We start from the raw sequence: 20,422 nt of genomic DNA on the forward strand, positions 1-20,422 counted from the left end.
GTTTTCTCCCTAAGCTAATTTACATATTTGAACGTTTTATCATTTTTTCTTTCAAAAAAACGCTGAATAGAGCATAAAAAAGCACTTCTAAAGAAGTGCTTTTTAAAAATATCATTTAGCTACTATTAATTGGTTGAAAATTACACACTTATGGTTAAGTAGGCTTCATATGATGTTTATTTACCTTTTTTAATATCCAGATTGGTCTGAATGAATGATTTTTCCTTTGAAAATTTTATGGACATAGAAGGTATAAATTAAAATCAATGGTAGAACAATGCTAACGCCCCAAAGTGTAAATTCTAAGGTTTTCGGCGCTGAGCTTGCTTCCCAAATAGTGAGTTTATCAATGATGATATCAGGGAAGATACTGTAGCCAAAACCGACGAAAGTACATAACACAATGAGTACTGCTAATAAATAGGGAAGCCAATCACGTTTGTAAGTTGTGTCTTTCTCAATAAATTTCAAATTCATAAAGAGAATGATTGCAAAAATTAAACATAGGAGTGGAATCGGTGCTAAATAGATGATGTTTGGCATTGTAAACCATTTATTAAAAATGATCGGGCTTGTGTAAGGCATGGCCATAGATACTAATACGATCGCTAAAAAGGCAAGAAACACAGAGTGTTTAATTGCTTTGACGGCAAATAAACGTACCTCTCCTTCTGCTTTAAAAATGAGCCATGCAGAGCCTAAAATCACATAACCAAAACAGAGGGCAATGCCGATACAGAGTGCATAGAGCCAATTTGCCGGCGTATGATTTAAACCTGTTGCAAATAGACCAATCATTACCCCTTGAGAAATCGTTGCGATGTAAGAACCAACGCAAAATAGTTTATCCCACATAGGCTGACGAGGCTTTGGCGCCGTATTTCTAAAGTCAAAAGCAGCGCCTCTTAAAATTAAACCGATGAGCATGGTAACGGTTGGAATGTAGAGAGATACTAAAATATCGCCGTAAGCCTTAGGAAAGGCAATGAATATCACGCCAATTCCAAGCACAATCCACGTTTCATTGGCATCCCAAAAAGGACTAATAGTGGCAACCATTTCATCTCGATCTTCCCGTTTTTTCATGAAGGGGAAAAGTAGCCCAATTCCTAAATCATATCCATCGAAGATAATATAGAAGAAGACCGCAGCAGCCATTAGCCCTGCAAAGATAACGGGTAATATAGTAGCAGCATCCATAATTAACCTCCGAGGTTTTGGTTAGCAATGGCAGAGTCAGATTGTTTTGCTTCGATATTGGCTTTAATCGTTTTTTTAATGAGATGAAAAAGCACAGCAAAATAGCTAATAATGACAAATGCGTAAATTAAACAGTAAAGAATCAGTGAAGAAATCATGACAGTCACACCATGAGGGGCAACAACGTCCGCTGTTTTAATGAGATCGTAAACAATCCAAGGCTGACGACCAATTTCAGTGGTATACCAACCAAAGAGTACAGCGACCCAGCCGGAGAGTGTCATAGCCGTAAAGACTTTTAGCATTTTGGAACCGAGCGGTTTTTTACGCATTAGTTGCACTGTGCCAATCCATGAGCTAAAGAGCATGAGTAAGCCAATTCCCACCATGATTCTAAAACTCCAGAAAACAATGGCAACAGGTGGATGCTCTTTAAATTCATTTAAGCCTTGTACTTGGCCATCCCAACTATGCGTCAAAATCAGGCTTCCAAGATGTGGAACTTGTAGTGCAAAATCATTGCTGCGAGTAGTTTCATTCGGAAAAGCGATAATATTAAAGGCAACAGGGCTTTCCGTTTCCCAAATCGCTTCAATGGCTGCGAGTTTATCGGGCTGATGTTTTAACACTAAAAGTCCTGATTGATCGCCGATAAAGATTTGGAGTGGGATTAAAATGGCCCCAACAATCACACTTGCATTGAGAGATCTTCGGCTTGCTGGCGAGGGATCTCCTTTAATGATTTTATAAGCAGAAACTCCGGCAATAAAGAATGCTGCCGTTAAGCCAGAAGCTAAGAGCATATGTGCAAGTCGAGTGAGGAAAGAGGGATTAAAGATTGCATCCCACCAGCTCGTAACATGTGCAACGCCATCAATCATGACAAATCCTGCCGGCGTTTGCATCCAAGAGTTTAGCGCAATAATCCAAAATGCCGAGAAGGTCGTTCCCGCTGCCACAAGAAAAATGGATAAGGTATGAATGAAAGGAGAAACACGCTTTTGCCCAAAGAGCATCACACCGAGGAATGTCGCTTCTAGGAAGAATGCCGTTAATACTTCATAACCTAATAAAGGGCCGGCAATATTCCCCACTTTTTCCATGAACCCCGGCCAGTTTGTTCCAAATTGGAAACTCATTGTCACGCCTGTCACAATGCCGATTGCAAAACTCAGCGCAAAAATTTTCACCCAAAAGTTATAAGCATTGAGCCATTGGATATCTTGAGTTTTTTGATAACGCAATTTAAAAAAGAGTAAAAACCATGCTAAGGCAATGGTAATACTTGGAAAGATAATGTGAACGGAAATATTAATCGCAAATTGTATGCGAGCAAGAACAATGGGATCGAGTTCCATAGAAAATCCTTTTATAGAGAACATTGTGTCATCGACAGACTTAATCTTAAATTATTGTAAATCATTTTAATGATAATATTAATTATATTCACAGTTATATCTATGAATGTTGATTTGAATATTTTTAATGGTGTATTTATTAACAATAAAGTTCAGGAGGAAAGTGCTAATCGGGAGAATGATCTTGATGAATCTTGCTTACTTATCAATAAAATCAAAAGAATATTTAATGGATAAAAGAAGGGGGAAATTCATTTTGAAAAGCGCAGGTGCAAACTTAAAAACGGAAATATTTAGAACATTACCTTATAATATTGCCTCTTATAATGTGACCTTCACAGATTTTCATAAAGGATGCTGAAAACGTCACAGAGAGATAAATTTGGGGCTTTTATCCTCAGGAAGAGAGATAAGTGATAATGCTATTTCAGCGAATAGATCATGACGGCGCAAGCAGGATCATGGATACCTGTTTTATTCCGTAATCGTTTTTTTAACATTTATAGATGATTTTTGTGAAGCATCATCAGGTAATTTTCATCGGGTAACTTTATTATGATTTTATATTTATTAGGTCTTCTGCCGGCACTTTTGATCGTCATTCATGTGATGAAAACAGGGCAAGAGCGTTATTGGATCTATATTGTATTGTTCTTGCCGATGGTCGGCATTATTGCGTATGTGATTGTGGTCATCTTGCCATCATTGATGAATACTCGTCACGGCGTTGAAGCAGAGCAGAAGCTTCGGAAGATGATCAATCCTCAAAAAGAATTAAAGCTGGCACAAAATCTTTATGCCGATGCGCCGACACCGAAAAATCGCCAAGATCTTGCACTCGCATTTTTTAATCTAGGGAAATATGCCGAAGCTTTAAAGCTCTATCAAGAATGTAATAGCGGCATTATGCAAAATGAACCGGATATTCTTTTGAAAATCGCACAGTGTCACTACTTCAACAATGAGCCGCAAGCGTGCATGGATGTGTTAAATGATCTGCGTGCGAAAAATCCCGATTATCATTCTCCCGATGCGCATCTCTTTTATGCGAAATCTTTAGTGGCATTAGGGAGTTCAGAAGCTCTGAAAGAGTATGAAACGCTAATTCGTTATTATCCTGGTTTTGAAGCAAAAGTAAGTTATGCCGAAGCGTTATTAGCTTTTAACCAAGCGGAAGAGGCCAAAACTGTGCTTCAAGAATTACAAGCGGAAGCGAAAAGAGCGCCAAGACATGTTCGGATTATCAATCAAGAAGCGCTCAAGCGTGGAAAGACGATTTTATCGGAGATGAAATAAGTTTCCGGCGATTGAATCGGCATTGAATTGAGATTGTAATGAAATGGAATCGAAATCGGATCGGAAATGAATAGGGAACGAATGCCGGAAAGAAAAGCGGTATTTCGGCATTATGAACCTGTGTTTATCGTGAAAACATGCGATAATTATCCCCTTCGTTTTCAATATGATTAAAAGAGAGATAGTAACAATGGCATTAGAATGGATTCATGGATTTCATGCAGTAGAAGCGGCAATTAGAGAAGATCGTGTGACGCGCGTTATAATTGATCCTTCTCGAAAAGATAAACGTATGCAAGCGCTCTATGATCTGCTTGAAGAGTTTAAAATCCGTTATGAACGTGCTGATGGGCAAACGATTGAGAAAATGGCGCAAGATTCACGTCATCAAGGTGTGATTGCGCAGATCGAAGTGCGTGGTGCCGAAAGTGAAGAATTCCTCTATAAACTCCTTGATCAGCTCGAACATCCGCCATTTTTACTCATCTTAGATGAAGTGCAAGATCCGCATAATGTGGGTGCATGTTTAAGAAGTGCCGAAGCTTTCGGTGTGGATGCCGTGATTGTTCCGAAAGATAATGCTTGCGGCTTAACGGCAATTGCACGCAAGGTTTCAAGCGGCAGTTCTGAGCGAGTCCCTTTTATTGAAGTGACGAATCTTTCAAGAATGCTCGAAAAAATCAAAGAACGTGGCATTTGGGTTTCAGGATTAGCCGGCGGCGGGGAAGCGACGATTTTCAGTTCAGACTTGCGTGGCCCAATTGCAATTGTGATGGGATCAGAAGGTTCCGGCATTCGCCGTTTAACAGAGAAACATTGCGATTTCATCATCAAAATCCCAATGGAAGGCGAAATCGAAAGCTTAAACGTATCTGTTGCTACCGGCGTGACATTAGCAGAAGCATATCGCCAACGTCATCAACTGTAAGGATTGAGTTTTGATTCAATTAGAATTAAAAGATCCTTTTATCTATTAATCTAGAGATTGATATAAAGCTGATAATATTGAATTATCAGCTTTTTTATGCCTGAAAAATTGTTGAAGCGTAAAATAAGAATTCTTCTTTAAAGATTAGTGCTTATAAATAAGCTCAGGAAAACTCACAATGCTTAAAAGATATAAATGGACGTTTTTTATCATCATACTGCTTGGTGTGATGGGGTTGTTGTATCTAGTAATGAATGATGATGACTCAAAAGATGAAAAGCCAGAAGTGGAGATTTTTGGATATACCGTCACAATGGCAGCTCCAAAAGAATATAATCTTTTATTTGGAGGTCGCAGTAGCTATCTTTATTTAACGGAAGATGATCCCGATACCAATGAAAAAAGAGATAGAAGAGTCACGTCTTTTCCAAGTTTAGGGGATTTTCAAAGGGGATTTTGGAGAAATGGGGGGAACTGAAACCTCAAATAGTAATCGAGGAGAATTTCCAACAGGTATTTATCTGCAATGGTACTCATTATTTGAAAAACAAGGCTGGGAAAAGCGATTTGATTTTAATGCAGATTTTATGGAGCAACTAAAATACCACTGTTTTAGAAATGTTAACCAAGGATTTGAGAGCTGTTTAGTAGATCGTCGAACGTTTGGTACCGATTATATGAGCGGTAGGTTTAGTTTTGACATCTATGCAATGCCTAGTGGTTTGGCTTATGTGTATATTTCCGGTGGCGGAGAAACTTATCTATTAGGAGAGTTACAAGCTGAACCTAGAGATATTGATTTTGAAAGTTACAAAAGGACTTTAGGTTCCCGACTGAATGAAACAGGGGAAGAAGTCTTTAATCGCAGGCTCTCTTATCAAACGGAAGAGTTTCAGGAAGCGTATCATAATGGGACACTCTCTTTTAGTACCGAGCAGTGGGAACGCCGGATGAAACGCTATAATTGGGAGTTAATTGGGAATTCACTGTATAAAGTGAAAGGACCTTATAACGGCGTATATACCAATGCGGAGATGTATAACATTTATGAAGATGGTAAAAATACCTTTCATGATCGTCATGCACCACCTAATCATTTAACGGTATATCTAGAAGGAACTGAATTGTCGCCAAATCCAGGTGTTGTGGAGCGTTTTCGTTTTAGATTCGACGATGATGAAATTATGAATGCATTTGAAGAGGTGGAAGCCTTAGATCCAGAAGGAAAAATTCAACTAGAAGTGATAGTTTCTTCTGATCTTAAATCTTATCGTGTTTTATTAACAAATGGAACAAAGGGCGTTCGGTTATATCCTACAATGTTTAATTTGGAAGATATTCCTAAAGAATATAAACCGATTATTGAAGCGCCATTCGTTCCTGAAAACGAATAAAAAAAACCCGCATAAGTCATACATTATGCGGGTTTTTCATATCAGTTCGAAAGATGAATCTCGATTTTTAATTTTGATTTCGATCTTAATCAGGAACACTTCTTTGGAATTTTTGTGCTTCTGCGTGTGCTCTTTCGTCTTCTTCACGGTTGGAATTTGGGCGTAAGAACGTGTAAGCGACAAAACCTGTAAACCAGAGTAAAAATCCGATAGGAACAACGATCGTGACAAGATAAAGACCAATGGTTTTCTCTCCGAAAATCAGAAGAGGAATTCCAACAAGTGTGCCAATCACGCTAACGATCATTCCGGCATAAAAGAGAAATTTATTGAGTGCAAGCATAGTGATAACCTATTTATCTTGAAAGAAGAGGATAATCATCGTGATCCTTGTGATATTTATCTTGAATCTACTATATAGAATTATCTACATAGATATATCGTTAGAAAAATTGATTGAAACGATCTTAAATTCAGGGATAACGATGATTTTATGTTGCCTTAATATATCATAAAATTAATACTCTTTTGCGAGATCGATCAAATTGTGAGGAGGTTCATTTCTCTTTGCGCGTTGAATATTTTGAATCACTTGCTCTGAAGCAGTATTGGGATTTGTAGCTGCGGCAATATGCGGCGTGAGCTCAATTCTTGATTCTGCCCAAAAAGGATGATCTGCCGGCAATGGTTCTTCTGTAAAGACGTCTAAGAGAGCGCCGGAGAGATAACCTTCATTAAGCGCCGTTAAGAGATCTGCTTCTACAAGATGCTCGCCTCTTGCGGGGTTAATGAGATACGCGTTTTGATTGAGCTTCTTAAAAAGCTCTAAATTGAGAATATGTTTTGTTTCTTTTGTCAGAGGAAGTAAGCAGATCAGAACATCCAAACCTTCCGCAAATGCCATTAATGTATCATCGCCGGCAAAGCTTTGAACGCCGGCAATGGATTTCTCACTTTTCGACCAACCACGAAGATTGGTAAAACCGTTCATATGCAAGCGTTGTGCAACGGCACTTCCTAACTCTCCTAAGCCTAAAATCCCCACTTTAAAGTCATCATGGAAATTACGAGATCTTGGAAGCCACTCATTTTTGAGTTGTTGCTGATGATAGAGATTGAACTTCCCAAAAGCTGTCAGCGTGCCGTAAAGGGAATATTCGCTCATTTGTACCGCCATGTCATTGTCGATAATACGAGCAATCGGTATATCTTTCGGGAGATCGGCACATTTAATAATATGATCTACACCCATTCCTAAAGATTGGATGAGTTTGATGTTCGTTAATGCCGGAAAGATTCCCACAGGTGGTTTCCACGCTAAAACGACATCAATGGATTTTGGATCATATTCATCATTTAATCCGATAATATTCAAAGAGGAATCAACCTTTGCGAACTCTTCTCGCCAACGGTCAATTCCTCTTTCAGTTTCTGTCATATAAAGAATATTCATGCTATCTCCCTCATGTTATAAAGCGTGATACCGATATCAGCCGGTTTTATTATTTGCCGGAAAACAGGGGTAAAAGTCTGTTTTCCGGCGTTTTCGAGAGTATAGCATATTGCTCATTGAAACCTTTTATGAGCATGAAAATCAGATCAAGAGCTCGTAAGAACTAGTTTTTGCTCTGATTGTTTTTTAAGATATCGCGAATTTCGCTGAGTAAGATCTCTTCTTTTGTCGGTACTGGATCTGCAATAATCTCTTCCACCGCTTCTGCAACTTGTTCATCTTGTTTCTCACGAAGTTTATTCATCACGCGAATGGCAACGAAGATGGAGAAAGCGACAATGATGAAGTCGAAAATATTTTGAATAAACATCCCGTAATTCAGGATTACCGCCGGTTCATCGCCAACAGCCGCTTTTAAAGTTAATGCAAAATCTTTAAAATCCACACCGCCAAGTAAAACGCCGAGCGGTGGCATGATGATGTCTGAAACTAATGAAGAAACGATTTTGTTAAAAGCGCCACCGATAATCACCCCAACGGCTAAATCGATGACGTTGCCGCGCATGGCGAATTCTTTAAATTCTTGAATAAATTTCATGAAAATCCTTTTAAATTTGATTGATTAAGATTATTTAGAAAAAATGAGGGATAAATTAAAGCTAAAATCTTTGAAACAAGCTGTTCTAGAGAGGAATAATAGCATTTTTTCTTTCTGAAAAAGGAATGAATTACCCGCAAATAGCGTTTTATATAATTTCGTAACACTAGTTTTTTGTTAGAACATTTTATGAGGGTATTCCTGTAGGGATTTCATTCCGATAAACGTCTTGATTAGCGGTGTTTCAAAAATTTAATTTGACGTAAGAAGCCTGATAAGCGAAATTATGGGTCTTAATGAAAAGGAGAGGTTGTTAATGAAGATTGTTGTAGCGTTAGGTGGGAATGCGCTGGGTAATAGCGTGAGTGAACAAGAAGCGATTTTAGAATCAACGGTTGTGCCGATTGTTGATCTACTTGAAGAAGGTCATGATCTTGTTTTAGCTCACGGAAATGGTCCACAAGTAGGAATGATTAAACTTGCGATGGATACAGCGGAAAAGAGCCTTGGCAAAGAAGGTGTTCCGATTACAGAATGTGGCGCAATGAGTCAAGGTTATATTGGTTACCATTTACAACGATTTTTACGAGATGAATTAGCACGTCGCAATATGGATAAAGAAGTTGTGACAATTGTGACGGAAGTATTGGTCGATAGCGAAGATCCGGCATTTAAATCGCCGAAAAAACCGATTGGTTCTTTCTACACAAAAGAAGAAGCAGATCAGCTCGTTGCAGCGGGATATCCTGTAATGGAAGATGCCGGAAGAGGTTACCGTATTGTAGTGGCTTCTCCATTACCACAAGAGATTGTGCAGATTAAAACCATCAAAAATTTAATTAATGCCGGCGAATTAGTCATTACCGTTGGCGGCGGCGGTATTCCTGTTGCGAAAGAAGATGGGAAAACAGTGGGTAAATTAGCGGTAATTGATAAAGACTTTGCGTCTTCAAAGCTTGCAGATCAGATCGATGCTGATCTTTTGATGATCTTAACGGCCGTTGAGAAAGCGGCGATCAATTTCGGTAAACCAAATCAAGCAGATATTTCTGAAATGACGTATGATGAGGCTCAAAATTACATTAATTCTGGCGAATTTGCACCGGGTTCAATGTTGCCAAAAATCAGAGCTGCGATGGATTTTGTGAAAAATAATCCTGATAAAAAAGCATTGATTACCTCATTAGATAAAGCGAAAGAAGGCTTTAGAGGTGAAACTGGTACTTGGCTTCGTTATCAATAAGAGAAAGCATCAATAAGGAGTTTTTATGTCCATTCGTAAACCTGCTAATTATTATCAAGAAACCTATGGTTTAACAGCGCCGCACAGCGATGTGGTAGAAATGGTAGAAAACCATGCTGTGAAGCCTTGTAAAGTTCTCGATTTAGGTTGCGGTCAGGGCAGAAACTCCCTATTTTTGGCAGATCGTGGCTTTGATGTCACTTCTTATGATTTAAGCCCCAATATGATCGAATCTCTTCTCGGCATTATCGCGAAAGAAGGGATTCGTAATATTCATGTGGAACAATATGATATTAATCATGCTGAAATTAAAGGGCAGTATGATCTTATTATGTCCACGGTTGTCTTAATGTTTGTGAACCGAGAAAATATTCCGGCAATCATTACAGATATGCAAAACCACACAAATACGAATGGTTATAACCTGATTGTTTCGGCAATGTCGACAGAAGCGTATCCCTTTACGGATTTCCCATTTACCTTTTCAGAAGGCGAATTACAAAAATATTATCAAGATTGGGAAATTATTCATTACAACGAAAATGTTGGCGAACTACACCGCTTAGATGCCGATGGCAATCGCTTAAAATTACAGTTTGCAACGATGCTTGCGAAGAAAATTTAGTAGGAAAGTTCAGTAGAAAAATTCAGTCGGAAAGTTTAGTAAGAAGATTCCGCAAGAAGTAGCAGAAAGATTTAATCGAAGTATCGGAGTATTTGCAGTTATTTATGTCAATTAGTAAGGATGATAAAGACCTTTTTCGTCAAACGATCGGCTCGGTTCGAAAGCTTAAAAAGCAAGATGATCGTATTCAACATCCACGCCCAAAATTACGATTAAAAATCCGAAAAGCACTCAGGGAAGATCCGAATTTTCAGGATTTAATGAGCGATGATACTTCTTGGATTAATACCGATCCCATGTCAGAAATGCGCTTTGCTCGAAACGGTGTTTCGACAAGATTATTAAGAGCACTGATTCAAGGGAAATTCCAAGCAGATGATGTGATCGATCTTCACGGTTTAACGGCAAGTGAAGCGCGAGATGAATTACAGCATTTTCTCTATCATGCGTTAAAACAAAACTTCTTCTGTGTGAAGATCATTCACGGACAAGGCAACAGCTCCAAAGGCGATCCTGTAATTCGAGGATTAATCGAACGCTGGCTCAAGCTACAAATCGACGTCCTCGCATTCGCCAATCCACCCCAAAAAATGGGCGGAAGAGGCGTGACATTATGCATTTTAAGAGCGCAGAATCCTTTGGGGGATTTTTAGAGATTAAGAAGTAAGTGCTGTTGCAAATCTTCCCAATATTTTTTGTATCTTCCATTTTACAATACGCCTATTCGAATTTTCCCATCTACTTCGGTGAAGTAAAAGTTATAAGACCCTGAACTTTTCTTATTATTTAATTTATAACGAATAGGAGATGCATTAAATCCACCTTTATAATTAAATCGAAACAGTTTTCCATGATTTGCTACTTCTAACTCATAATTATCGCGATTCGCTTTAGGTGGATTAAAACCATGCTGATTTAATGTTCTTTGAATAGCGGTCATCATCTCAGAAACTCTACGAGATCCTGTGCCTGTATATCCTGTGTAAAGGTCTCGCTCTTTTCCTGCCGGAAGTAAAAACTGCTCAATCCTATCTAAGTTTTGTATTGCAAAAGCATCTATCAATTCATCATACACATCCCATAATCTAGCAATATTCTCTGGAGTATTTTCGAATGGTTTAGATTTTGTCCAAGTAAAAATGTCATGTTTGTGATTGATATATAAAAGTCTTTTTACGGTAGTATCATTATTTATCCAATCTAGCTCAACTGTTTTTCTATCTAGCTCTATTAATTCAGGCGTGTTCGTTACTGATGGTTCGGGAAAATCTCGACTTCTTTCAGTTGTGAATTTTCCATCGTCATTAATATCTAATCGTAAATGAGAAACTTCTTTTCCGCCTGTTTCTCCTGTTTTTCGATTTGTTGCTGATGCATAAATACTCATTTCACAATAAGAAACTGTTCCTTCCTTTGGTTTTGTCGGAACCTGAATTCCTTCTATTTCAAGAGTGTTTTTCCCTTGTTGTACTACCGCTCCAATATCATCACTTAAACTGATATTTTCAAGTTTCCATCCTTTTGGACGTATCAGTGTTGACGTTGTATAAAGCAGACCATTAATCTTAAAAATACAGTGCATATTATTGAACTTAAAATTAGCTGTGTATTCAACAAACGTATTTTTATCGTTAGCATTGAGGGTCATGATATCGATCTCTGCTTTTGCAAAAGTAGCTATCGAGCTCATCAGTAATATTTTAATAATCAATCGATACATGAAGAGTCCTTTGTGTTGATAAAACTATTTTGTTAAAAACTAGAGTAATCACTTTATAGAAATTTGATTACGACTGAATACTATCTAATATACAATCTCCTAATTCTATTAGATCAGTTGATTTATTTCTTAGTATTTTGTTTTTATGGTGGGTTTTTGCAGTGAGTATTTTAAAGTTTGTATTTTTGATGAGTTTCTCTATTTTATTAGTCGGCTGTGATAATCCGCCTACTTTTCAAATCATGAAGGGTAATGCTAGCCGTGCTGATAGCTGCTTTATGTCAACAGGTATTAAATACTTCAAAGATGGTATACCCATATCAGGTGTGAATGCAGAGCATATTGCTTGTGTCATAAATTTAGCTAATAACGGTGATACTGAGGCTCAATGGATTCTTGTTCACTTTTATATAAGAGGAACTTATGTAGAGCCATCTCCAGCAAAGTATGCTTTTTGGTTAAGAAAGTTATCAGATAGTGGGGATCTTAAAGCAAAAGAATTATTGGCAGTTGCCTATTATAACGGCTTAGGAGTGCAAAGAAATGCGAATAAATCCGTAGAAATATTGGGGGAACTGTATGAAAAAGGGCATATTAATAATCCCTTAATGTATAGTCTCGCATTATTAACTAGTAATAATCCTGTTCAAAACTGGCCAATCGCTAAAGAGATTTTATTAAAAGAGTTAGAAAACGAAGAGTTATGGGCGTATCAACATTTGCCTTTTATCTATTTAACAGACTTTTATTATCCGCAAGATATTACCCAAGCCATTCATTATTTTGAGGAAGGTATCAATAGAGGACTTAATCATTTTAATACTTGGTTAGGGCTAATTTATTTATCAGGGAATGGTGTTGATCCAGATTATAGTAAGGCTGAAAGCTACTTCAATCAGACTAATTTTGTAGAGGCTTATAAATTGATTGTGGAAGATGTGAAATCGACACGATTTTCAGCAGATAAATATGATGCTTATGCAAATGATCCAATGATTGCACTACGTAGAGGGATGCTATTTGAAGCTGAAGGAGATTATGTAAAAGCTTTTCAAGCTTATAAAGTTGCGGCAAAAAGTAATAATTACTTGGCTTACAAAAAAATTGAAGAGTTTATTAATCAAAAATATGTCGCAAATACGGCAGTAAAGCAATCACGTTTGCAATCTGAAATAGAACGAACTCGTGAAATATTTTTGAATGAAATTATAACGACGCAGTCAATCATCATGTTTTTACAGGCATTTGCCAACAATCAAGATGCTATAGCGCTAGAATTGCTGGAATATTATGAGAATGATATTCGAGTGCGAAATTATCTGTGATTCTAGGTTAGTTACTTTTTAATAATAAGGTGAATTGTATAACATGCATTTTTTTATGGAGTGCCAAAAGCTAACGGATCAAGAATTAATCTCTTATTTAGATAATCGTAAAGCAGTTATTAGGAGAGGTGCCGCAAGTGAGTTACAGATGAAAGGCGGAAAGGAGATTTGTAATATCGCTAAATTGTTATGTGATGATCTTTTTTATCAAAAAAGAGAAATAGGTGCTTTTATTTTAGGGCAAATCAGAGGTATCGAGAAAAAGGATCTTGATGATATTTTTGAACTTTTAAGGGGTTTATCTCTTACAGATAAAAGCGCACTAGTAAGATCATCGGCACTCTGCGCAATGGCACATCGTTATGGATATTGTGAGGATTCAAAATGGGCGGAAAAACTCATTGAATCATGTTCTATCTTGGTTCAAGAGACTTCTGTCTTTGTTCGACAGTCGGTTGCTTTTGCGCTCTCTTTAATCAAAGATATCCGTACCATTTATTTGTTAGAGAACTTGAGTAAAGACAGTAGTAATCTCGTGAAAAACTGGGCGGCATTTGCGATTAATATTCATAAGTATGATACGGCAGAAATTCGTGAAAGCTTTGTTGAGATGCTAAATAGTCAGGATCGAGAGATACAGCTCGAAGCGATAACAGGCTTATCAAGAGTTAAAGATCAAAGAGTTGTTGCGGTATTAAAGCAAGAGTTATTATGCGCTTTAGAAAGCGATACTGTTTTAGATGATATTATTCGAGCTGTTTCGGATTTAGGAGATTCAGGATTTATCCCTCTTTTGGAGCAATTAGTGAAGCAATATTATGATGAAGATGGGTTCATTCAAAACACGATTGATTCTTTAAAAACCCCGTAAAAACCTTATAAAAATCGTTTAAAAATACTTAGGAAAGTAGTGGAAATCAGTTCATCCTTGTGATGAATTCCCTCATTTTTAAGACTTTTATGAAATACGATGACAAAGCACAAGTTAAATACTTAAAACCCTATAAAATCGAACGGATCACGATATACTATTCTTTCTTGTGAATGATTTAGCTTGTGAAGGATGGAAGATGCCACAGAATATGGAAGATCAGCAATCTGTTTACCCGATTTTAGAGCCGAAAACTGTGCCGATTTCCGGCAATATTATGATCGAGGCATCTGCCGGAACGGGAAAAACGTATACGATTACGCTTTTGGTGTTGCGTCTACTTTTGGGATTGAATGTGGATCCTAAGCCAAAAAAGCTTCCGGAAATCTTGATTGTAACCTTCACAAACGCTGCAACTGCCGAGCTCAAAGAGCGAATCTATTCCCGTATTGTCGATCTTAAACAAGCATTTTTTGCCTATTTAATGGGATTTGAAATTGAGGATTCGGCATTATATGAGCTGATTGAACATTATCTGCAAACTTCAGAACTGACGGGAATTGACGAAGAAACGGCACTTGAAACGGCGATTAATCTTTTAAATGAAGCGGAAAGCTCTATCGACCAAGCGTCTATCTTTACGATTCATGCCTTTTCTCAGCGATTGTTGAAAGAGAATGCGCTCGATTTAGGGCAAGCGTTTAACTTTGAATTAGAAACAGATCTTTCCGGTATTTATCGGGAAGCGGTTTATCATTTTTGGCGAGAAGAATGCTATCCGTTAGATTTGGAATTATCGCGCTTTGCCTCGTTTTATTTCAATATTCCCATTAGTGAAAATAGCGGGAATTTTGAGGAGAAAAATCTCTTTTCTAAAATCCGTCCACTTATTATTAATCCAAGCCTGATTAATCGTAAACTATTTACGGAAGATGAGAATCTCAATGTCATTTTTGAAGCGCAATTAGTGCTGATTAATAGCGTAAAACAGCGAGCGAAACAGGAATTCACTTTTGCTGATTTTGAAAATATTATTGAAACTGCGGGATTGAAAAAGACAAGTTACCGAAGCAACCTAATACTTGGTTATCACTCGGATTTCATGAGCTGGGCAGGAAATGATTCGCCGGGATTATTTAAAAATTACGAAAAATTCACGCTCGATTTTATGGAGAGTAAATTAGGAAAAGGCGGCGATCTCAATCGAATTCCTAAAAATTTACAGATTCTATTTGAAGATTTAGCATCTATTGCCGAGTTTCATAAAAAGGTGTTTCACTATTCGGCATTTAAAGTGGTGTCGATCTTAAAAATGCTCAAACAGAATGCCGGCGTTTTAGGATTTGACGATCTTTTACGGGAACTTAATCAAAAAACGGTGCATTTAACTGATGCGTTTATGACATCGTTACATGCGCGTTTTCGTGCGGTAATGATTGATGAATTCCAAGATACGGATGATTTGCAATTATCTACTTTTCGCCGGCTTTTCTTTGATTATAAAGAGATTCCATTTGTCATGATTGGCGACCCGAAACAGGCGATTTACGGCTTTCGGGGCGCAGATATTAATGCGTATTTAAGTATTAAAGAAGATGTTGATAAGATTTATACGCTCAATACGAATTACCGTTCAGGATTGCTGCAAGTTAATGCCGTGAACTCGTTATTTGGCATGGCGGACAATCCATTTTTAGTGCGAGGCATTCCTTTTATTTCCATCAAAACGCCGGAATCTTCGAGCTTTACAGAAGTACAAATGCCGGAGGTTGCACCAAGCGGCATGACGGTGCTTGAATATCTGCCGAGCGATGATGAGATGAAATTTGATAAAAAAGGGAAAGGTTCGATTAGCAATCCCTATTTTAGAGCGCAGATTTCCACAGCTTGTGCGAAAGAGATTTTAACGTTATTGGAGAGCGGGCAATTAGCCACAGAAAAGGGCAATCGCCCCATTATGCCGGAAGATATTACGATTTTGGTGCGAAGCGGCACGCAAGCGGCAAGTATTCAGAAAGGCTTACGAGATGCCGGCTTAAACTCCGTCTATTTGTCGGAACAAAATTCGGTGTTTGATCCTGAAAGTAGCATCGTGACTGATCTCTATATTTTCCTGAAAAGCTTAGTCTTTAAGCATGAAACGGCGATTTTAATGCAATCTTTGGGCTCTGTATTATATGGTTTTTCGGTAACGGAATTTGAGGAAGTAAAACAATCCCCGGCATTATTAGAAGAATTGTTGTTAGAGCGCAATGCTTTAAATGAGATTTGGATGAAGCAAGGGATTTTAGCCATGCTTCGGGCATTTATGGTGCGAAATAACCGCTTGGCGAAGCTGTTGATGTTAGACAATGGCGAGCGTTTAGCGAGTGATCTGTTTCATTTAGGTGAACTTCTGCAACGAGAATCCTTTAGTAATCAAGAAGCGTTACTGTTGTGGCTTCATGAAAAAATGTTTGGCTTTGAAGCCGGCGAAGGCGCTGAAATTCGTTTAGAGAGTGATTTCAAAACGATTCAAATTATGACCATTCATAAATCGAAAGGATTGGAATTTCCGATTGTATTCTTACCCTTTGGGAATTTTAAAACGCAGGCGAAAAAAGAGGGCGTATATATTCATCCGCAAAGTCATAATAAGCATTATGTATTTAGTGGCGATGCCACAGAAGAGGAGGGCGATTTCTTCATAAAAGAAGGGCTTGCAGAGGATATTCGCCTTCTGTACGTGGCGCTGACAAGGGCGAAATATCATACGTATATCGGCTTTTGCCAAAAGCTTTCTCCGAGCAGTTATGAGAATACTCCTTTTGCTTATTTAATGAATTTTAACGCAAAGCTTGAAGATCCTGGCGTGAATTATGAGAAGCGTTTTAGTGATGTTTTCACACGACAAGAAGTATTGCAGAAAGATTTGGTGCTGTTCGAGGAAGATCGGGAAACAGAGAATGAAGTCATTAAAACAGCGGCCATTTTCACAAGAAAGATCGCGCCCCTTTGGCGATTTACGAGCTTTTCGAATCTCTCTTATAATGCGAAAAGTAGCTATTTCACGCCACTCTTAGAAGATGAGTTAGAGTTTGAAGCGCCTTTAATGCCGGAAAACGAGAATCATCATAATGCCGATAGCTTAGAAGAGCTTTATTTACCGGAAATTAGCCTATTTCCAAAAGGCGCAATTACCGGTAACTTTATCCATGAACTTCTGGAAGATTATTCGCCGGAAGCCTTGAAAGATCGAGGGCTATTAACGAAAGAAGTGACAAAAAGTTTCTCGCATTTAATGCGGGAAGAAACATTACCATTATTAGTCGATGAGTTAGAAATTTGGCTTCATAATATTTTAAATGCCAAATTGCCGAATATTTCAAATCAGACGGCGTTATCAAATTCGGAACAAGCTTTGGAACAAGCGGAAACTTTAGCAAAGATTCTACAAGGATCCCGCAATATTAAGGAGCTAGAATTCATCTTCCCCATTGAAACACCGCTCACAAAACATGCATTGAATCTTCTGCTTCGAGAGCATTTTGCAAGAGAGGCCGAGGAAGAGCTTCAATTTGAAACGATTCAAGGATTCCTTCGTGGATTTATCGACCTCTTTTTTGAAGCCAATGGGCAATATTACGTTGCCGATTATAAGTCCAATACCTTAGGCGAGCGCAAACAAGATTACACAGAAAAGCAGATGATGCATTCCATCAAGCATGCGCATTATGATCTGCAATATCTCATTTACACGGTGGCTGCCGTGAAATTTTTGCGAAATATTATTCCTGATTTTGATTACGGCCGAGATTTTGGTGGTGTTTTCTACTTCTATTTACGAGGAATGGAAGCAGGTTCTGAGCAGGCGATTTACTTTGTAAAACCTGATTATGATTTGGTGTTAAAGCTGATTGCACTCTTTGATGAAGATGTTGAGAGCGATTTTGAAAGTAGTGTTGAGGAGGAAGTATGAGCAAGAAACAGCAGTTTGACCTCTTCGATATCGGAGAAATTGAGTTAAATGATGATAGTGATTTTGATGAGATGAATCAAAACGGGAATCAAAATATGGATCAGAAATCGGCTCAGAATTTTGAGGAATCGCCGTTAACGACATCAAAATCCACACAAAGCAAAATGCCGGAAGAAGCCGTAAAAATGAACAATCCTAAGAAAAAATCGCAAGCTAAAAAGTCACTTGAGAATGATCTTTTTATTAATTTAGATGAAGAACTAGATACGGAAGTTGCTGAAGAAAGTAGAATGCCGGTAAATGCGCATTCCTTAGAGGAAAAACAGCGATTAGAAGTGCAAGATTTAGTGGCGATTATGGCGCAGTTTCGAGAATTAAAAACTCGTTCAGAGAAATCTGATGATGTTATTGTGATGAAACAATATGAAGCCAACTTTAAAAAGCTCTTAGAGTTATTGGTAAAAGAGCGTTATATCACGAATATTGATCGCTATTTTGCAGAATTTCTAACAGCGCAAAAAGCCTTTAAAGCGCCGGAAAAATATCTTGGCTATGGATTACTTGTATTGTTAGTTAGCAGATCTTACGGCTTAGGAAATACGGCGCTCCCTTATGAATATATTTATTCGCCGAGTCAATGGTTTATTGAAAATCAGACACCGCACCGCACATTTTTAATAACGCAATTATGTGAGCTGATTTTTGACATCACGCCATTATTAGATCAGCGCAAAAGTGGCATGAAAGATGATTTGAAAGAGGGTTGGAAACCGATTCTAGAAGAAGTTTCAGCACCATTAATCGCTACTGAAAATGGGATTTATTTAGAACGTAATTATAAACAAGAGAGTGCCATTGTTGAGCTCTTTCAAAAAACGCATGATATGAGTTTTTCAGATGCAGAAATGCGTTATCTTTCGGCGCGATTAAATCACTATTTTGGTGATCAACAAACGGTTGATTGGCAGAAATTTGCGGCGGCAAATGCGATTTTAAATCCTATTTCCGTAATTTCCGGCGGTCCTGGAACTGGGAAAACGACAACGGTATTTAAGATTCTACAAACTTTGATCGACTTACATCAATATCGAGAAGATTCTGAAACGCCCATTAAAATCTTGCTCGCAGCGCCGACAGGAAAAGCGGCGGCGAGATTGTCAGAATCTATTTTAGGGCAGATTCAAAAAGTGCAAAAAAACATTGAAGCGCTGTCAGAAAGTGAACAGTTTTTTGTGCGAGCGAATCTTGATCTCATTCCTTTTGTCGGGCAAACCCTTCATCGCTTACTAAAAATTCATCCGCTCACAAGAAAACCACAATTTAATCAATATCAGCCCCTGAACTTTGATGTGTTGGTGGTGGATGAAGCATCGATGATTGATCAGCAGATGTTCGTTGAATTAATTGGCGCATTGCCGGCAAAAGGGCGCGTGATTTTCTTAGGCGATAAAGATCAGCTTGCTTCGGTGGAATCTGGCGCTGTCATGCATGAATTGTGCGTTTCTGAAAATTATTCAGCGGCGCATTTTCAGAAACTGAATCAGCTTTTAGGTGGTATTTTGCCGGAAGCATTGTTGGTAAATCCGCATAAAAAAGCTTTTAATTACTTAAGCTTTTTAAAACAGAGTTACCGATTTAAAACCGATTCCGGTTTAGGGAAACTTGCGAAAATTGTGAATAATGCCGAAGAGAAATCGCTTTCGTGGCAACTTCATGAAGTTCAGGAACTCATCGAAATTGAAGCGAAAACGGAAGCGGAGAGTCAAAATGCTTCCTTGATCTATACAGAGCTTCCGATGGATGAAACGGCTTTAAAAGCGCAGTTTTCAGAAGCGTTTAAACCCTATATTTCTTTTTTAAAAGAAGGGAAAGGCATTGAGTTTGCCGAACAGGCGTTTAAGGTTTTTGCAAAACTTGGCGTATTAAGTGCGAGAAGAACCGGCGTTGATGGCTCGATTGAGCTGAATCAATTGATTCGTAAAACGCTTTTTCCAAGGGAAGCACACCGAGAATTCTTTCATGGTTTGCCCATTATGATTACGCATAATAGTGCGGAGAATCATCTTTTTAACGGTGATATTGGGCTTATTCTCTATAATGAAGAGGGCGAACTTCGGGCATATTTTGAAGGTGTTGATTCTGCAAGGGTATTTTCGATTCATCGATTGCCGAGATTTGAAATGGCGTTTGCCATGACAATTCATAAGTCACAAGGCAGTGAATTTGATAATATTATGTTGTTTTTAGGAATAGAGCCTTCTATCTTTTTAACGAAAGAGCTCTTTTATACCGGCATTACCCGTGCTAAAAATAGAGTGCATATTTTCGCCAATCACGCTTCTATGAAAGCGGCATTGAGCGGAAAAATTGAGCGGTATAGCTTTATTCATAAACGCTTAAATAGTGATCAGTAAATGATCCGAAAAAGAAGTTCATAAAATTGAGATTATTGG

General features: G+C 38.1%; 17 protein-coding genes. 11 read left to right on the forward strand and 6 right to left on the reverse strand.

Annotation, left to right across the window (positions count from 1 at the left end; translation table 11 throughout):
- Nucleotides 1-189: 189 nt before the first annotated feature.
- Entirely contained in the window at nucleotides 190-1,200 is a 1,011-nt protein-coding gene (locus ACYSN2_RS00800) for a cytochrome d ubiquinol oxidase subunit II (RefSeq protein ID WP_461748348.1), read from the reverse strand.
- 2 nt (nucleotides 1,201-1,202) lie between these two features.
- Nucleotides 1,203-2,558, reverse strand: a complete 1,356-nt coding sequence (locus ACYSN2_RS00805) for a cytochrome ubiquinol oxidase subunit I (RefSeq protein ID WP_461748349.1) — start codon at nucleotides 2,556-2,558, stop codon at nucleotides 1,203-1,205.
- A gap of 555 nt (nucleotides 2,559-3,113) precedes the next feature.
- Here ACYSN2_RS00805 and ACYSN2_RS00810 point away from each other — a divergent pair.
- The 4 genes from ACYSN2_RS00810 (at nucleotide 3,114) to ACYSN2_RS00825 (ending at nucleotide 6,176) form a co-directional block, all read left to right on the forward strand.
- Entirely contained in the window at nucleotides 3,114-3,854 is a 741-nt protein-coding gene (locus ACYSN2_RS00810; protein ID WP_461748350.1) for a tetratricopeptide repeat protein, read from the forward strand.
- Between the two features lie 190 nt (nucleotides 3,855-4,044).
- Complete coding sequence (gene rlmB / locus ACYSN2_RS00815; RefSeq protein WP_461748351.1) at nucleotides 4,045-4,782, forward strand: 23S rRNA (guanosine(2251)-2'-O)-methyltransferase RlmB; 738 nt, start codon at nucleotides 4,045-4,047, stop codon at nucleotides 4,780-4,782.
- A gap of 178 nt (nucleotides 4,783-4,960) precedes the next feature.
- Nucleotides 4,961-5,260 carry a hypothetical protein gene (locus ACYSN2_RS00820; RefSeq protein WP_461748352.1) on the forward strand — a complete coding sequence of 100 codons (300 nt, stop codon included), beginning with the start codon at nucleotides 4,961-4,963 and terminating at the stop codon, nucleotides 5,258-5,260.
- Nucleotides 5,247-6,176 carry a hypothetical protein gene (locus ACYSN2_RS00825; RefSeq protein ID WP_461748353.1) on the forward strand — a complete coding sequence of 310 codons (930 nt, stop codon included), beginning with the start codon at nucleotides 5,247-5,249 and terminating at the stop codon, nucleotides 6,174-6,176. Before ACYSN2_RS00820 ends, ACYSN2_RS00825 begins: the two co-directional genes overlap by 14 nt.
- Before the next feature lie 85 nt (nucleotides 6,177-6,261).
- Here the strand turns inward: ACYSN2_RS00825 and ACYSN2_RS00830 are convergent, their stop codons facing one another.
- From ACYSN2_RS00830 to mscL, 3 genes are all read right to left on the reverse strand, one after another.
- Entirely contained in the window at nucleotides 6,262-6,519 is a 258-nt protein-coding gene (locus tag ACYSN2_RS00830; protein ID WP_461748354.1) for a hypothetical protein, read from the reverse strand.
- A 174-nt stretch (nucleotides 6,520-6,693) separates the two neighbouring features.
- A complete protein-coding gene (locus ACYSN2_RS00835) occupies nucleotides 6,694-7,629 on the reverse strand; it encodes a 2-hydroxyacid dehydrogenase (RefSeq protein ID WP_461748355.1) in 936 nt (311 codons plus the stop codon).
- 163 nt (nucleotides 7,630-7,792) lie between these two features.
- Entirely contained in the window at nucleotides 7,793-8,227 is a 435-nt protein-coding gene (gene mscL / locus ACYSN2_RS00840) for a large-conductance mechanosensitive channel protein MscL (RefSeq protein WP_461748356.1), read from the reverse strand.
- Between the two features lie 316 nt (nucleotides 8,228-8,543).
- Between mscL and arcC the strand changes: the two genes are divergently transcribed.
- From arcC to ACYSN2_RS00855, 3 genes are all read left to right on the forward strand, one after another.
- Nucleotides 8,544-9,470, forward strand: coding sequence for a carbamate kinase (gene arcC, locus ACYSN2_RS00845; RefSeq protein WP_461748357.1), 927 nt, complete (start codon nucleotides 8,544-8,546; stop codon nucleotides 9,468-9,470).
- 25 nt (nucleotides 9,471-9,495) lie between these two features.
- Nucleotides 9,496-10,095 (forward strand): tellurite resistance methyltransferase TehB, encoded by a 600-nt coding sequence (tehB, locus tag ACYSN2_RS00850; protein WP_461748358.1) that lies wholly within the window; start codon nucleotides 9,496-9,498, stop codon nucleotides 10,093-10,095.
- A 104-nt stretch (nucleotides 10,096-10,199) separates the two neighbouring features.
- On the forward strand, nucleotides 10,200-10,748 hold the full coding sequence (locus ACYSN2_RS00855) for a Smr/MutS family protein (protein WP_461748359.1): 549 nt from the start codon (nucleotides 10,200-10,202) through the stop codon (nucleotides 10,746-10,748).
- Nucleotides 10,749-10,804: 56 nt separating this feature from the next.
- Here the strand turns inward: ACYSN2_RS00855 and ACYSN2_RS00860 are convergent, their stop codons facing one another.
- Nucleotides 10,805-11,815, reverse strand: a complete 1,011-nt coding sequence (locus ACYSN2_RS00860; protein ID WP_461748360.1) for a hypothetical protein — start codon at nucleotides 11,813-11,815, stop codon at nucleotides 10,805-10,807.
- Nucleotides 11,816-11,976: 161 nt separating this feature from the next.
- Here ACYSN2_RS00860 and ACYSN2_RS00865 point away from each other — a divergent pair, with 161 nt between their 5' ends.
- The 4 genes from ACYSN2_RS00865 (at nucleotide 11,977) to recD (ending at nucleotide 20,383) form a co-directional block, all read left to right on the forward strand.
- Complete coding sequence (locus ACYSN2_RS00865; RefSeq protein ID WP_461748361.1) at nucleotides 11,977-13,140, forward strand: tetratricopeptide repeat protein; 1,164 nt, start codon at nucleotides 11,977-11,979, stop codon at nucleotides 13,138-13,140.
- Nucleotides 13,141-13,183: 43 nt separating this feature from the next.
- The gene (locus ACYSN2_RS00870; RefSeq protein ID WP_461748362.1) at nucleotides 13,184-14,011 is read left to right on the forward strand and encodes a HEAT repeat domain-containing protein; all 828 of its coding nucleotides are present in this window, start codon (nucleotides 13,184-13,186) and stop codon (nucleotides 14,009-14,011) included.
- A gap of 199 nt (nucleotides 14,012-14,210) precedes the next feature.
- The gene (gene recB, locus ACYSN2_RS00875) at nucleotides 14,211-17,969 is read left to right on the forward strand and encodes an exodeoxyribonuclease V subunit beta (RefSeq protein ID WP_461748363.1); all 3,759 of its coding nucleotides are present in this window, start codon (nucleotides 14,211-14,213) and stop codon (nucleotides 17,967-17,969) included.
- Nucleotides 17,966-20,383 (forward strand): exodeoxyribonuclease V subunit alpha, encoded by a 2,418-nt coding sequence (gene recD, locus ACYSN2_RS00880; protein WP_461748364.1) that lies wholly within the window; start codon nucleotides 17,966-17,968, stop codon nucleotides 20,381-20,383. Before recB ends, recD begins: the two co-directional genes overlap by 4 nt.
- Nucleotides 20,384-20,422 lie beyond the last annotated feature (39 nt).

This window comes from Ignatzschineria sp. LJL83, from assembly GCF_054871845.1.

What these genes read in the sequence shown, in the direction of transcription:
- ACYSN2_RS00800 (WP_461748348.1), bottom strand. Translation starts at nt 1,200, where the DNA reads ATGGATGCTGCTACTATATTACCCGTTATCTTTGCAGGGCTAATGGCT.
- ACYSN2_RS00805 (WP_461748349.1), bottom strand. Translation starts at nt 2,558, where the DNA reads ATGGAACTCGATCCCATTGTTCTTGCTCGCATACAATTTGCGATTAAT.
- ACYSN2_RS00810 (WP_461748350.1), top strand. Translation starts at nt 3,114, where the DNA reads ATGATTTTATATTTATTAGGTCTTCTGCCGGCACTTTTGATCGTCATT.
- rlmB (WP_461748351.1), top strand. Translation starts at nt 4,045, where the DNA reads ATGGCATTAGAATGGATTCATGGATTTCATGCAGTAGAAGCGGCAATT.
- ACYSN2_RS00820 (WP_461748352.1), top strand. Translation starts at nt 4,961, where the DNA reads ATGCTTAAAAGATATAAATGGACGTTTTTTATCATCATACTGCTTGGT.
- ACYSN2_RS00825 (WP_461748353.1), top strand. Translation starts at nt 5,247, where the DNA reads ATGGGGGGAACTGAAACCTCAAATAGTAATCGAGGAGAATTTCCAACA.
- ACYSN2_RS00830 (WP_461748354.1), bottom strand. Translation starts at nt 6,519, where the DNA reads ATGCTTGCACTCAATAAATTTCTCTTTTATGCCGGAATGATCGTTAGC.
- ACYSN2_RS00835 (WP_461748355.1), bottom strand. Translation starts at nt 7,629, where the DNA reads ATGAATATTCTTTATATGACAGAAACTGAAAGAGGAATTGACCGTTGG.
- mscL (WP_461748356.1), bottom strand. Translation starts at nt 8,227, where the DNA reads ATGAAATTTATTCAAGAATTTAAAGAATTCGCCATGCGCGGCAACGTC.
- arcC (WP_461748357.1), top strand. Translation starts at nt 8,544, where the DNA reads ATGAAGATTGTTGTAGCGTTAGGTGGGAATGCGCTGGGTAATAGCGTG.
- tehB (WP_461748358.1), top strand. Translation starts at nt 9,496, where the DNA reads ATGTCCATTCGTAAACCTGCTAATTATTATCAAGAAACCTATGGTTTA.
- ACYSN2_RS00855 (WP_461748359.1), top strand. Translation starts at nt 10,200, where the DNA reads ATGTCAATTAGTAAGGATGATAAAGACCTTTTTCGTCAAACGATCGGC.
- ACYSN2_RS00860 (WP_461748360.1), bottom strand. Translation starts at nt 11,815, where the DNA reads ATGTATCGATTGATTATTAAAATATTACTGATGAGCTCGATAGCTACT.
- ACYSN2_RS00870 (WP_461748362.1), top strand. Translation starts at nt 13,184, where the DNA reads ATGCATTTTTTTATGGAGTGCCAAAAGCTAACGGATCAAGAATTAATC.
- recB (WP_461748363.1), top strand. Translation starts at nt 14,211, where the DNA reads ATGCCACAGAATATGGAAGATCAGCAATCTGTTTACCCGATTTTAGAG.
- recD (WP_461748364.1), top strand. Translation starts at nt 17,966, where the DNA reads ATGAGCAAGAAACAGCAGTTTGACCTCTTCGATATCGGAGAAATTGAG.